General features: G+C 71.6%; 12 protein-coding genes. 10 read left to right on the top strand and 2 right to left on the bottom strand.

Translation table 11 applies throughout. From position 1 onward, the window contains the following. Position 1: 1 nt before the first annotated feature. Together BZZ08_RS33050 and BZZ08_RS33045 are read right to left on the bottom strand one after the other, a co-directional pair. A complete protein-coding gene (locus BZZ08_RS33050) occupies positions 2-409 on the bottom strand; it encodes an OsmC family protein (RefSeq protein ID WP_104635881.1) in 408 nt (135 codons plus the stop codon). A 183-nt stretch (positions 410-592) separates the two neighbouring features. Further along, positions 593-3,334 carry an ATP-binding protein gene (locus BZZ08_RS33045; protein WP_198601836.1) on the bottom strand — a complete coding sequence of 914 codons (2,742 nt, stop codon included), beginning with the start codon at positions 3,332-3,334 and terminating at the stop codon, positions 593-595. Between the two features lie 201 nt (positions 3,335-3,535). Here BZZ08_RS33045 and BZZ08_RS33040 point away from each other — a divergent pair, with 201 nt between their 5' ends. From BZZ08_RS33040 to BZZ08_RS32995, 10 genes are all read left to right on the top strand, one after another. Further along, positions 3,536-3,868 (top strand): hypothetical protein, encoded by a 333-nt coding sequence (locus tag BZZ08_RS33040; RefSeq protein ID WP_104635879.1) that lies wholly within the window; start codon positions 3,536-3,538, stop codon positions 3,866-3,868. Between the two features lie 106 nt (positions 3,869-3,974). Continuing rightward, complete coding sequence (locus tag BZZ08_RS33035) at positions 3,975-5,441, top strand: aldehyde dehydrogenase family protein (protein ID WP_104635878.1); 1,467 nt, start codon at positions 3,975-3,977, stop codon at positions 5,439-5,441. 163 nt (positions 5,442-5,604) lie between these two features. Beyond that, positions 5,605-6,435: a helix-turn-helix transcriptional regulator gene (locus tag BZZ08_RS33030; RefSeq protein WP_104635877.1), complete on the top strand. Its 831-nt coding sequence runs from the start codon at positions 5,605-5,607 to the stop codon at positions 6,433-6,435. A 228-nt stretch (positions 6,436-6,663) separates the two neighbouring features. Next, a complete protein-coding gene (locus tag BZZ08_RS33025; protein ID WP_104635876.1) occupies positions 6,664-9,477 on the top strand; it encodes a helix-turn-helix transcriptional regulator in 2,814 nt (937 codons plus the stop codon). Positions 9,478-9,608: 131 nt separating this feature from the next. After that, positions 9,609-10,346 (top strand): sigma factor, encoded by a 738-nt coding sequence (locus BZZ08_RS33020; RefSeq protein WP_104635875.1) that lies wholly within the window; start codon positions 9,609-9,611, stop codon positions 10,344-10,346. A 132-nt stretch (positions 10,347-10,478) separates the two neighbouring features. Next, positions 10,479-10,964, top strand: coding sequence for a MarR family winged helix-turn-helix transcriptional regulator (locus BZZ08_RS33015; protein WP_104635874.1), 486 nt, complete (start codon positions 10,479-10,481; stop codon positions 10,962-10,964). 94 nt (positions 10,965-11,058) lie between these two features. After that, a complete protein-coding gene (locus BZZ08_RS33010; protein ID WP_104635892.1) occupies positions 11,059-11,409 on the top strand; it encodes an ArsR/SmtB family transcription factor in 351 nt (116 codons plus the stop codon). Between the two features lie 234 nt (positions 11,410-11,643). Continuing rightward, entirely contained in the window at positions 11,644-12,411 is a 768-nt protein-coding gene (locus BZZ08_RS33005) for an SDR family NAD(P)-dependent oxidoreductase (protein WP_104635873.1), read from the top strand. A 305-nt stretch (positions 12,412-12,716) separates the two neighbouring features. Beyond that, positions 12,717-13,193 carry a VOC family protein gene (locus tag BZZ08_RS33000; protein WP_104635872.1) on the top strand — a complete coding sequence of 159 codons (477 nt, stop codon included), beginning with the start codon at positions 12,717-12,719 and terminating at the stop codon, positions 13,191-13,193. After that, positions 13,190-13,993, top strand: a complete 804-nt coding sequence (locus tag BZZ08_RS32995; RefSeq protein WP_104635871.1) for an SDR family oxidoreductase — start codon at positions 13,190-13,192, stop codon at positions 13,991-13,993. The genes BZZ08_RS33000 and BZZ08_RS32995 overlap by 4 nt, the downstream gene beginning before the upstream one ends. The last annotated feature ends 137 nt before the right edge of the window (positions 13,994-14,130 follow it).

Raw genomic sequence — 14,130 nt, 5'->3', positions numbered from 1 at the left:
CTCAGACGTGCGACGCCTCCGGTTCCGCCAGCAGCGCGGGCACCGTGACGATCTTCGCCTCCCCGGTCAGCAGGCGGTGGACCGGACAGCGCCCGGCCGCCGCCAGCAACTGCTCCCGCTGAGCGGGCTCCAGGTCGCCGGTCAGCCCGATGTTCTTGACGATGTGACCCTGCTTCCCGAAGCGCACGGCCACGTCGATCCGCTCCAGTGGCCAGTCGTGCCGGTCCGCCAGAGCCCGCACGGCCATGGAGGTGCAGGACCCCAGCGCGGCCAGCAGCAGCTCGCCCGGGGTGGGGCCCTCGTCGGCGCCGATGGGCTCGGGTTCGTCGGCGGTCAGGTGGTGCGTGCCGATCGAGACGGAACGGGTGAGCCGTCCGCCTTCGGCGACGGTCACGATGCGCGTGGTCATGGGTCTTCCTCTCGGCCGGGGACGGGGACCGGGGCGGGATCCGACAGGTCCCTCTTCCGCAGTGACCGAGCGGCGCGGGCGGGTGTGACACTTCGGCCGGCGAGGGGGTGCCACAGCCGGCGCGCGTGTCCCGTCACCAGCGCGTCCCCCCGGGCGGCCTGACAGCCGGTCGGGCAGCGCCACTCACAGGACCGTGCCCAGGAGGCGCCGGGAGGTGATGCCCAACTTGGCGTACACCTTCCGCAGATGCCATTCCACGGTGTGCGGGCTCAGGAACAACTGGGCGCCGATCTCGGAGTTGGTGAGCCCCTCCCGGGCCAGGCGCGCGATCTGACTCTCCTGAGGGGTGAGCGCCGCCACGGCGGCAGTGTCGCGGCGAACCACCGTCTCGCCGGTGGCCCGCAGTTCGCGGACGGCGCGTTCGGCGAACGCCTGCGCGCCGAACCGGGTGAACAGGCCGTGGGCCGTCCGCAACTGCGCACGGGCGTCGGCGCGGCGGCCCTCCCGACGCAGCCACTCCCCGTACAGCAGACGCGCCCGGGCCGTCTCCATGGCGGCCCGGGTGCGACCGAGCCGCTCGATCGACTCCCGGTACAGCTCGTCGGCCGCCGTGCCGTCACTGAGCAGGGCGCGGCAGCGCGTCTGCACGCCCAGGGCCCAGTCCGTGGCGGCGGCGTCCGTGTCCCGGGTCAGCCGGACCAGGGCCGCCTCGGCCATGTCGAGCCGGCCACTGCGCGCCCCGGCCTCCACCACCTCCACCAGCCCCCAGCCGGCCGCGATCAGGTCCTGCGGGTGCGCGCTCGCCCGACGGGCGGCTTCCAGCGCCTCCTCGTACCTGCCCAGGCCGTTGAGGAGCACGGCCTCTGCCCGGCACGCGACGGCCACCCCGATGCCCTCACCGCGGCCGAGGGCCTCCTCCGTGCCGGCCTTGATCAGCGGCGCCGCCTCGCTCACGTGCCCCTGCCAGGCGGCGAGCGTCATCGTGCCGTACGGCGAGAAGCCGCTGCCGACCGCCTCCTGGACCCGGCCGGTCTCGGCGATGAGCAGCGCCGCCGCGTCCAGTTCACCGGCGGTCGTGTGGACGACCACCCGTGAATTGAGCGCGAGCGGCAACTCGGTCAGCGCCCCGACGGCACGGGCGGTGCGCACGTGGCGGGTGACCAGTTCCGTCCAGCCCTCGTGGTCCCACATCTCGGCCGCCAGTGCCGAGGCCGCCCATGACCAGCGCAGTACCTCGTCGGGCTCGGCCTCCCTGCGGAACGCGCGTACCGCGTCGCGCGAGACGGTGACCGCTTCGCGATACCCGTCGAGGAAACGGGTGGTGAGGGCGTCCAGCAGCAGATCGGCGTTGCGCGGCGGTCCCGTGCGGGGCGGGGTCGTCCCGCGCGCGGCTGCCGCCACCTCGTGCACGTGCGCTTCGGAAGCGAGGCGTCCGGCGAACATGGCGGCCGACAGGGTGTCCAGGAAGGTCTCGCGGGCCAGGCCCACATCGAGCGGGACCAGGCGTCGCGCGGTGGCCAACAGCCTGGGGAGCGCTTCGTCCACGCGGCTGGAGGTGAAGGAGATCCGGGCCTCGACGAGATCCGCGCGGGCCCGGCCGAGTTCGTCGAGCGTGCCGGTCCGTGCCAGCTCCAGCAGGTCGCGCGCCGCGGCGGGGGCACCGGCGCGCAGCTTCGCCTGAGCCGCGGCGAGGGCACGCGTCGCCTTGCGCCGCGGGTGCGGCGTCAGTACGGCCGCGTGGGCGAGGAACGCGGCCGCCGCGGCGGTGCCGCCTCGCGCCCGCGCCCGTCCGGCGGACGACTCCAGCTCCGCGGCGATGGCCTCGTCCGGCCGGACCGTGGCCCGCGCGAGGTGCCAGGCACGGCGGTCGGGGTCGAGGTGGGGGTCCGTCGCTTCGGCCAGCACCCGGTGCACCTCCCGCAGCTCCGCGAGCCCGGCCGACCGGTAGATCGCGGAGCGCAGCAACGGATGCCGGAAACGCACCAGCGTGCCGACGTCGAGCAGCCCCGCCGTCACCGCCGGCTCCACCGCGTCCGGGTCGACGCCCAGTCGCTCGACGGCGCTCCTGAGCAGCGACACGTCACCGACCGGCTCGGCGGCGGCCGCCAGCAGCAGGCGCTGCGTCGGCTCCGGGAGCGAGCGGACCCGCGCGAGGTAGCTCCGCTCGATACGGCCGGTCACCCTTCCGGGACCGTGCGCGGCGGACCCCTCGACCGCTTCCGCGTCGACGCGGCCGTGGGGGAGTTCCAGCAGTGCGAGGGGATTGCCGCGAGCCTCGGCGAGGACGCGGTCGCGGATCCGCTCGTCCATCGGGCCTTCGGCGCCGGCGTCCAGCAGCGCACGGGCGTCGGCGTCGTCCAGACCGCGCAGCGTCAGCTCGGGCAGGCCGGCCAGGTCGTCGCGTCCCCGCTGCTCACGGGTGGCGAAGAGCAGAGCCAGCGGTTCGGCGAGCATCCTCCGCGCCACGAACGCCAGCGTCTGCGCGGAAACCCGGTCGAGCCACTGGGCGTCGTCCACGAGGCAGAACAGCGGTCGCCGGGCGGCCACGTCGGTCAGCAGCCCGAGCACGGCCAGACCGACCAGGAACCTGTCCGGGGGCGGCCCCGCGCTCACCCCGAACGCCGTTGCCAGCGCTTCCGCCTGCGGCGCCGGGAGGGAGCCGGCGTGCCCTAGGAAGGGCGCGCACAACTGGTGCAGTCCCGCGAACGGAAGCTCCATCTCCGACTCGGCACCCGCTCCACGGGCGACCCGGTGCGCGGTGACGCGTGCCGCCAGGTGATCCAGGAGGGCGGACTTCCCGATGCCGGCGTCGCCGCGCAGAACCAGCACGGCACTGCGACCGGCCTCCACCTCCGAGACCAGCCCGTCCAGCACGTCGTACTCACGGCGCCGACCACGCAGCCGTTCCGGACCGTCCCCGCTCACGCAGCCCCCCACACGCGGCGAGCATAACAACACAGCCTGCGGCCGGAGCCGGGGCGGCTTCCGCGGCCGTCTCCGCGGCGGTTGTCACAGAACGGAGATCCGTCTCATCAAGAGGGCAGAACGCTTTCTTGCTACTCGCGCCGGTGTTCCGGCGCCGGCCCCTCCGGCCCGGCATCGGAAGCCGAGAGGAGACGACCTCACATGCTGACCGCGATGGACCGTTCCAGCCCTTCGGGCACCACGGAGACAGGGCCCCACGGGTTCGCACAGCCCGAGAAGTGGCTGATCGGCGTGCCGTTCCGGTCCACCGATTCCCGCGTGGTCCGGATGTACTACGTGGTGGACGGCGCCGGTGACGTCTCCCGAGCGGTGCGTGCCGCCCTGGCGCGCGCCAACAGTGTCCAGGAGAGGCAGGCGCGGGGCGGCGGGTCCGTGACGGCGGAGGACCTGGAAATCCGCAGGATCACGCTGGACGCCCTCGGGCACACGGGCCTGGACGGCCCCGGCGACCGGTCGGCCACGCCCTCGTGGTGAGGGCGGGGAGCGGCGGGCGGCGCCTCGCGCCGCAGCCAGGACGTCCCACGGCAGTGCCACGCTCGCCCGGTCCTGTGACCCGGATCATGGGCACGGGAGAGCATGGATGTCCCGCGCCGCGCGGTGTTCGCTGGGCGACATGAACGAAAGCCCCAGGACTCCTTTCCCGACTCCTTCCCACTGGATCGACGGCCGTGCCGTCACCGGCTCCGGACTGTTGATCGACGTCGTGAACCCCGCCGACGAATCGATCATCGCCCACCTGCACGAGGCCACCGCCGACGACGTGGACATGGCAGTCGACGCCGCGGTCGCCGCCTTCCCCGGATGGGCCTCGAAGCCCCCGCAGCACCGGGCGGACGTCATGCGGCGCCTGGCCGAGGGCCTGCAGAAGCGGAGCGAGGAACTGGCGGCCACCATCACCCTGGAGATGGGCGCCCCCATAGCCTTCTCCCGGCAGGCGCAGGTCGGATTCCCGGTCGCGTCCGTTCTGGCCGCGATCGCCGCGGCCGAGCAGTTCGAGTGGACGGAGACGGTCGAGAACTCGCTCGTCGTCCGCGAGCCCATCGGAGTGGTGGGGGCCATCACCCCGTGGAACTTCCCGCTGCAGCAGTTGGTGACGAAGGTGGTCCCGGCGATGCTGGCGGGCAACAGCGTCGTCCTCAAGCCCTCGGAGATGTCTCCCCTCAGCGCCCGTATGTTCGCGGAGATCGCGACGGAGGCCGGGCTGCCGAACGGTGTGTTCAATGTGGTGCAGGGGACCGGTCCGGTTGTCGGTGAGGCCCTGTCCCGCCACCCGAAGATCGACATGATCTCCTTCACCGGGTCCACCCGCGCCGGCAAGAGCGTCTCCGGCGCAGCCTCCGAGACGGTGAAGCGGGTCGCACTCGAACTGGGCGGCAAGGCGGCCCACATCATCCTTCCCGAGGCCGACCTCGACTCCGCCGTCACCCGCGGACTCGCCTTGGCCTGGGCCAACGCCGGCCAGGCCTGCGGTGCCTACGTGCGCATGCTCGTGCCCGAGGATCTTCAGGCGACCGTGGTCGACAAGCTCCGGACCGCCGCCCAGGAGTACGTGGTCGGTGATCCCGCCGCCGAGGCCACGGGGATCGGACCACTCGCCTCGGAGACCCAGCGCCGACGCGTCGACGGCTACATCCGGCGCGGCATCGCCGACGGCGCCACCCTCGTGACGGGCGGCCCCGGCCGTCCGGAGGGTTTCGGGACCGGCGCCTACGTCAGGCCCACGATCTTCTCCGACGTCGCACCGGAGTCGGTCATCGCCCAGGAGGAGATCTTCGGCCCCGTCCTGGTCGTCATCCCCTACACCGACGACGATCACGCTGTCGAGATCGCCAACGGCACGGTCTACGGTCTCAACGCCGCGGTGACCGGAGACGAGGACCACGCCATGGCGATCGCCATGCGCCTGCGTGTCGGCCAGGTCGACGTCAATGGCGGCCGGCACAACTTCCAGGCGCCCTTCGGCGGATACAAGCAGTCCGGCAACGGCCGGGAGATGGGCCGTGCGGGTCTTGAGGAGTTCCTGGAGACCAAGGCGATCACACGCTGACGCACCCTGCCACCGTTTCCGCGGGGAACACACTGTTAGTCGGGAATGAGGCAACCCGGGTGCGACGTTGATTCGTTGGCACGTGCTTGACATCTCGTTGATCCACTGAACCGTGGCGGTGCGCTCGAAGCGGGGCGGCACGGCCCCGTGCGAAAGGACGATCATGGCGGACCGCGCGGCGCTGGCCGCGTTCCTGCGGGCGCGCCGCGCGGCCCTGCAACCCGAGGACGTCGGGTTGCCGCGCGGCCGCCGCAGGCGAACCGGAGGACTGCGCCGCGAGGAGGTCGCGGCCCTGTGCGACATGTCGGTGGACTACTACAGCCGGCTGGAGCAGCCGCGAGGCCCGCACCCCTCGGAGCAGATGCTCACCGCGATGGCCCGCGGCCTGCGCCTGTCACTGGAGGAGCGCGATCTCCTCTTCCAGCTCGCCGGGCACGCCCTGCCGCGCCGTGCGCGACGCGGCGATCACGTCGCCCCCGGGATGATGCGCATCCTGGACCGCCTGGAGGACACTCCCGCCCAGGTGATGAACCACCTGGGCGAGACGCTGAGCCAGACACGCCCCGCGATGGCCCTGCTGGGTGACCAGACCGCCCACACGGGGCTGGCCCGCAGTTCCCACTACCGCTGGTTCACGGACCCTGCCGCCCGTCTGGTCCACCCCGCGAGCGATCACGCCGAGCAGAGCCGCCTCATGGTGGCCGACCTCCACAGCGCCTACTCCCGCGACGGGGGCGACTCGGGTGCCGCCGCGCTCGTGGACGCGCTGAACCGGGCGAGTCCCGAGTTCGCCGGCCTGTGGCGGCAGCGCCCCGTGCTGGGACCGTACTGCGCCTCCAAGCGCTTCGTGCACCCACAGGTCGGAACACTCGAACTGCACTGCCAGACACTGATCGATCCCGACCAGTCCCAGCGGCTCGTGGTCTACACCGCGACACCGGGGACGGAGAGCCACACCAACCTCCGACTGCTGTCCCTCTTGCCGGTCTTGTGAAGGTACGGTCCTCACGCCATCCTCGGCGAGCCGGCCGGATGGGCGACGCGAGGGGGCCGACCGGGTTGCGGGCCTCCGTGTGACAGCCTCGGCGACATTTTTCTTGTTAAGTGTGTCACAAGGTGTAGACACAAGGTGTGGTCTGTGCTGCGGGTATCGTGAAAGGGATCGTTTCCGGCATTCGTTGCGGGAGTTCGCCGTCCCCGGAGCACCTAAGGAGCCACGCGCATGATCGCCAGCCCGCGTCCGGATCTGGTCGGTCGGCACCGTGAGTGCGCGGCACTCGACGACCTGCTGGTCGGCCTGCGTGAGGGCGGGTCCCGGGTGCTGGTGATCCGCGGCGAGGCGGGCATCGGGAAGACGGTGCTCCTGGAGTACCTGGCCGCGCAGGCGTCACGGACGAAGGTGACTCGGGCGCAGGGCATCGAGGCCGACATGGAGCTGCCCTACGCGAGCCTGCACCAACTGTGCGCACCTTTCCTCGACGGGCTGGACGACCTGCCGGAACCCCAACGTGAAGCCCTGCGCGTGGCGTTCGGCATGGCGGCCGGGGATCCGCCCGACCGCTTCCTGGTCGGCCTCGCCGTGCTCACACTGCTCACCCGGGCCTCGGAGACGCGACCGGTGCTCGTCCTGATCGACGACGCGCAGTGGCTGGACCAAGTTTCCCTGCAAACACTGGAGTTCGTCGCCAGAAGGCTGCTCGCCGAGGCGGTCGCGATGGTGTTCGCGGTACGCGACCCCGAAGGACAGCACGCCCTGGCCGGTCTGCCGGCCCTCCACCTCGGCGGCCTCGATGCCTCCGCCGCGGAAGAACTCCTGGAGAAGGCCGTCGGCGGACGACTGGAGAAGCGGGTCCGGGACCGGTTCGTGGCCGAGATGCACGGCAATCCCCTCGCCCTGCTGGAGTTCTCCCGAGGCCGCAGCGCCGCCGAACTGGCCTACGGCCTGGACTCGTCCGGTCACCCGATAGTCCAGGGCCCGGTCGCGACCCGGATCGAGCGGGACTTCGCCCACCGGCTCAGGTCGCTGCCGGAGGCGACACGGACGCTGCTGCTGATCGCCGCGGCGGAACCGGTCGGCGACGCCCGCTTGTTGGCCCGTGCGGCCGCCACGCTCAAGCTCACCCCCTTCGCCGCTCCGGCCAAGACGGCCGGACTGATCGAGTTCGGCGAGTCCGTCCGGTTCCGGCATCCGCTGGTCCGTTCGGCGGTCTACCACCAGGCCGCACCCGAAGCGCGCCGAGATGCGCACCGGGCCCTGGCCGTCGCCACGGACCCGGTCCTGGACCCCGACCGGCGCGCCTGGCACGCCGCCCAGGCCGCGGACGGACCGGACGAGGAGGTCGCCGCCGGGCTGGAACGCGCGGCCGACCGCGCCCGGCAGCGCGGGGGCATCGCAGCCGAGGCGGTACTGCTGGAACGCGCGGCCGAGGTGACACCGGACCGCCGGCCACGAGGGCGCCGCGCCCTGGCGGCGGCGGAGGCGCACTTCTCCGCCGCGGCACCCGACCGGGCCACGGAGCTCGCGACGGTGGCCGAACTGTGTCCCCTCAGCACCCTGGACCGCGCTCGCCTGGCGCGGCTGCGGGCCCGGATCCTCTTCGCCCGCAGCCGTAGCGACGAGGCGGCGCCCCTGTTCCTCGACGCGGCCGCGCAGTTCACCGCCGCCGGGTCGCCGCTCGCGCGGGAGACGTACCTGGAGGCGATCAGCGCCACCATCTTCGCGGGCCGTGTCCACGGTCCCACCGGGGCTCGCGCCGCCGCGATCGCCGCCCGCGCGTCGGGCGCGCCCCCCTCCGGCTCCGAGGCCGCCGACCTCCTTCTGGACGGTGTGGCCGCGCTCCTCACGGACGGGTACGAGACCGGTGTGCCGGCGCTGCGCGCCGCCCTGGAACTACTGGCCACCGAAGAGCTGCGCACACGGGAGTCGACCGTGCGCTGGCTCCTGCTCGTACCGGTCGCGCTGGAGGCGTTCATCCACTACGCCTGGGACCTGCACGCATGGGACACGTTGTCCAGTCGCGCGGTGCGCCTGGCCCGCGACATCGGCGCCCTCGGCGCGCTGCCACCGGCCCTCATCTACGCCGGCGGGGTGCACATCCATTACGGCGACTTCGCCGAGGCGGCCAGGATGATCGACGAGGCCGACGCCCTCGCCGCCGCGACCGGTCACGCGCCGCACAAGTACGCGACGCTGGTGCTGGCCGCGTGGCGGGGCGAGGCGGACGTCGCCTCCAGGACCATCGAGGAGGCCCGGCGGAGGGCCGACCAGCGGGGCGAGGTGTCCCTGCTGGGCGCCACGGGCTACATCCAGGGAGTGCTGTACAACGGCCTGGCCCGGTACGAGGAGGCACTGGAGGCCGCGCGCACCGGCATCGAGCACGACGGGTTCAACTTCGTCGGCCTGTCGCTGGTCGAGCACGTCGAGGCCGCCACGCGCTGCGGTGAGACGGACCAGGCCAGGGCCTCACTGGACCGGCTGGTCGGTCTCACCCGTGCGGCCGACTCCGGCTGGGCCCGCGGCGCCAGGGCCCGCAGTCAGGCCCTTCTCGCCGACGGCGACGAGGCCGACCGGCTGTACCGGGCGGCGATCGCGGAGTTCGGGCGCGGCGGCGTCACCGTGGAGGTGGCCCGTAGCCATCTGCTGTACGGCGAGTGGCTGCGCCGTACCCACCGCCGGTCGCTGGCCCGCGAGCACCTGCGTACGGCTCACGAGATGTTCGACGGCATGCGGGCGCATGCCTTCGCGGAGCGGGCCCGCCGCGAGCTGCTCGCCACCGGGGAGCACGTCAGGGTGCGGAAGGCCGAGGTGATCAGCGCGCTCACCCCCCAGGAGTCACAGGTGGCCGCACTCGCCGCCGACGGCATGACGAACGCGAGGATCGGCGCGGAGCTGTTCATCAGCCCGCACACCGTGGAGTGGCACCTGCGAAAGGTGTACACGAAGCTCGGGATCAACTCGCGTCGCGCGCTGCCGGGTGCCCTGGCGAGCACCCGGCCCATGGGCAGAAAAGACGAGGGCATCGTGCAGGTCGGCTGAGAGTCCGTAGGCCCCTGGCCCCCGGGCCCCACGGACTCGACTACGGACAACAAGGGCGCGGTGGGGGGTGCCGCGGACGGAGGGTTGAACCATCGCCCTGAAGGGGCGTCCGTTCACCAGAAGGAGTCCCGATGTCCGTGCCCACTCCGGAGACCACCACGCCGGCCGGCACCTCGGCCGCCCGGCCTGCCCAGGGCGACCTGGACACCGCCCTCGACGTTTTCCTGACCCAGCGGAAACGACTGTTCCGCCTCGCCTACCGGATCGTCGGCGATCTCTCGGGAGCCGAGGACGTGGTGCAGGAGGCGTGGGTGCGCTGGCAGCTCACCGACCGCGCGGACGTCAAGAACCCGGCCGCCTTCCTGACCACGACCACCACCCGCCTGGCGATCAACGTCGTCCAATCGGGACGGCGCCGGCACGAGACGCCGTCCGAACCGCGGTTCACCGACATCGACGACCACGCCACCTCCGACGACCCCATACAGTGCGCCGAGCGGACCGCGGCGATCGAGTCGGCCCTGGGCCTGCTCATGGCCAGGCTGACGCCCGATCGGCTGGCCGCCTACGTGCTGCGCAAGGGGTTCGGCTACACCTACGCGGAGCTGGCGAAGGTGCTGCGGACCAGCGCCCCGAACGCACGCGTGGTGGTCCACCGCGCCCAGGCCCGTCTCGACAGCGAACGCGAGCGGCCGATCCCCACCGAGTCGCACCGTCGCCTCGTCAACGCGTTCAGGACCGCCGCCGACACCGGCGACCTCGAAGGACTCCTGCGACTGCTCGTCCCCGAGGAGCGGGTGCACCGCTTGACGCCGCCGTCCCGCAGACCGGCCGGTCCGGCACACTTCCCGGCCCGCCACGCCGCGTGACACACGGCGGCTGTTTCCCGCCCGGCGGCGATCTGTTGTCACATCCACGGCCTCCGTCCTGTCTCCCTTGTGCCGGGAGACCGCCCGGCTCCAAGCAGTCGCACGCCGGGGACAGCAGGGAGGCCACCGCCCATGAGCGACGATGCCACGTTGATCACACAGTGGAACAGGCTGACCCGGGTCCATCGTCGGATCGAAGCCCGTATGGAGCGCCACCTCCACCGGCACCTGGGTCTGGGTGTGAGCGAGTTCTACGCCCTGCGCACCCTGAGCGACGGAGTGCGGGCCGGTACGGGCCTTCTCTACCTGAGCGACCTGGCCAACGGGACAGGGCTGAGCCAGTCCGCCACCAGCCGCCTGGTCTCGCGGTTGCAGGAAAGGGGCCTGATCACCACGCACACCGCGTCCAACGACCGCCGGAGCGTCGAGATCGAGCTCACCGCCGTGGCGCACGACGTGTTGCGGATGGGTTCGCCCCTGCTGAGCCAGGCGGTCGAGGAGGTCGTGCGACAGCTCCATGTCGAGGAGACGGACAAGGATCTCCTCCGCTACTTGTGTGGAGGTGCGGACGACGGCGTGAGCGCCCCTGCCCGGCAAGCCGACTCCGCCGCCCGTTGACAGGCGGCAGCTCGCCTCCGGCCCGTGGGAGGAGGCTCCCTGGTGCGCGCCCCCCTTGTTCGACAGGCGCCGAACGTTCGGTAGCATGGCCGGTATGCCCGACCACCACGCGTCGCCCGTCGAGAGCGAGATCTCCCTGCCGCGCCTGCTCGGAGTGCTCAGCGATCCGACGCGGTTGGGAATCGTCCGGATCCTGTCCGACGGTGCCGAGAGAGGGTGGGGGCAGTTCAGCGCTCCCGTCGCCAAGTCCACGCTCAGCCATCACCTGAAGATGTTGCGTGAGGCGGGCGTGACGCAGACCCGCCAGGAGGGCACGCGGTGCTTCGTGAAGCTGCGGGGCGACGCCCTGGAGGCCCGCTTTCCCGGCTTCCTGCCGGCGCTGCTGTCCGCCGCCGTCGCCGACCGCATCGGAGACCACGTCACCGAGCGGGACGAGCGGGCCTGACCCGGTAAGCATTTCCGCGCCGCACGCGTACCGCCGGTGTCGCACCTTGATTTGATGTGTACATGATTATCGAGTGGCTGTGCCGACCGCATTGCGCATGAGCAACTCCCGCGCCCTCGGCCAGGCTTTGGCCCCCGCCTCCCACGGTCGCCGTCGCCACCTCCCCATTTGACGTCCCCGTCGCCCCTGGCCATAGTGTTCTATGTACATCGAACATCGAACAAGGGGTTCCTGATGTCCCAGAACCATCCTCAGCAGACGTTCTCCGGTCACGTCGTGATCGTCACCGGCGCGGGGACCGGCATCGGCCGAGCCACCGCCGTCGCCTTCGCCGAGGCGGGCGCGCGCGTGCTCGGAGTGGGCCGTCGCGAGGAGTTGTTGAAGGAGACCGCCGCGGCTCACACCAACATCGACGTCCTGGCGATCGACATCCGCGGCGACGACGCGCCCGGCAAGGTGGTGGGCACAGCCGTGGAGCGGTGGGGACGCCTCGACCACCTGATCAACAACGCCGGTGCGACAGCGGTCATGCCACTGGCGGAGGCCGAGGAGCAGACGATCGTCGATCTGCTCGCCCTCAACGTCGTCGCGCCCAGTCTTCTGGCCCGTGAAGCCCTGCCGTACTTGCGCCGGACCTCGGGGTCGATCATCAACCTCTCCAGCACCTACGGGCACCGCCCGATGGCGGGGGGCGCCCACTACTCGGCCACCAAGGCCGCCATCGAGCAGCTGACGCGGAGCTGGGCTCTGGAGCTGGCCGGCGAGGGTGTCCGTGTCAACTCGGTCGCTCCCGGCCCCACCCGCACCGACGTGATGTTGCACGCCGGTCTGACACCGGAGGCGGCCAACGACATGTACGCCTATGAGCGCGACCGCATTCCGACCCACCACATCGCGCACGCGGACGAGGTGGCTCACTGGATCCTCCGCATGGCGGACCCGGCCGGACGCCATGCGACCGGTCAGGTGATCACCGTCGACGGCGGACTGGAACTCGTCTGACCCCGCCGCCCGGGGCCCTTCCCGCGCGACGGCTCCGAAGGGCCCGCCCGAACGGCCGAGGGGCTTTCGGAGACGCAGGACGCGTGCCGTGTCACACACCAGTGGCGCGTTCGGCCGGCAAGGCCCGTCCCACGGCCCCTCACTTCCTCCGCCAGGAGTGATCGTAGGTGTCACGGATCGACCCCCGGCCCGGTCACATGTCGCAGGCGCAGGTGGTGCGATCACGGCACCCGCGTGGACACCGACGGGCCGGGCTTCTGGAGTCGACCCGTGACAGCTCGGGCTGACGAAGGGACGACGGGACGATGACACCACCAGGGAAGCTGCCCGCACCGCAACACGGCCTCCTGCTCACGCACTTCCTCACGGTGCGCGACGTCGCCGTCTCCCGGCGCTTCTACGCCGATGTCTTCGGCGGAGAGGTGGTGATGGCGGAGAACCCGGCGATGGTGAAAGTCGCCAACAGCTGGATCATCATGAACCCCGGCGGCGGACCCACCCCCGACAAGCCGGGGATCACGCTGGAGGCCCCCCGAAGCGGTGAGCGGGTGTCCAGCTTCCTCAACGTGCGGGTGGCCGACCTGGCCGCCTTCTACACGCACGCGGTCGCTCAAGGAGCCGACTTCCTCACCGAGCCCGTCGATCGTGGTGCCGAGCTGCGCTGCTACCTGCGCGACCCCGACGGCTACCTCATCGAGGTGGGCCAGTCCACCGGTCTGCTGCTGGGCATCCAGGCAGAACCTCCGCGCGCCGCGGCCGGTGGCGGAGGAGTACCTGAATGAAGGTCGTTGTGTGGGACGACGGCGGGCTGATCGGCGTGGAGACCGCGCTCTGGGTCAGGGATCACGGGCACGAGGTCGAACTGCTCTCCGCACCCCATGGTCTCGACTCGTACACACGAGAGGAGGTCACGGAGGTCCTGCGAGACTGCTCAGTGGTGATCGACCTCCTGTGCCGGCCGTCCCTGGCCATCGGGACGCTCACCGAGGACCAGGGCTTCGTCATCGACGAGGATGCCCTCGTCGGCTCATGGCTGCGGTCGACCCGGAAGCTGCTCCAGGCGGAGACAGCAGCCGGTGTCATCTACCACGTCGCGCTGTCCGTGGCCGGAGTGGACCGGGCAGCGAGCAGGGGTGTCTTCCGAGCTCTCAAAGCCCGGGAATCGATGATCCAGCGGTCCGCGACACCCCACTTCGTCCTCCGGTCCACCCAGATGTTCGAATCGGCCGAGGAGATAGCGACCGCCGGCACCGAGGACTGGATCGTATGGGTGCCGCCGGTCGACGTGCGTCCGGTAGCTCTGACGGACGTGGCCATGCTGCTTGCGCACACCGCGGTGTCCCGGCCCAGGACCGGGGTTCACGAGATCGCCGGTCCGGAGAAGATCGGCCTGGACACGTTCGTGCGTGCCGCCCTCGCGGCGAACGCGGAGTACCGCCGTGTGTTCACGGACGTCCACAGCCCCTTCTTCGGCACGTGCCTCGGGCCCTCGGACCTTCTTCCCGACGCGAACGCCTTCATCGCGCAGACGAGTTACCGGGAATGGTTCGCCAGTCGGCCTTCGCCCGGCATCAATTCCTGACGGACCACGACACCGTCCTCTCTAGGAGCACACATGACCAGCACCTCACACGCGCCCGGATCAGGAGCCGGGACGGCTCATCCCGATCATCTCGGGCACGTCATCTTCATCGCGGCGGCGGCCGCGATGGGCGGTTT

Source organism: Streptomyces sp. MH60, from assembly GCF_002939385.1.
Taxonomy (GTDB): Bacteria; Actinomycetota; Actinomycetes; order Streptomycetales; family Streptomycetaceae; genus Streptomyces.
This window is presented reverse-complemented; position numbering and strand designations above follow the sequence as displayed.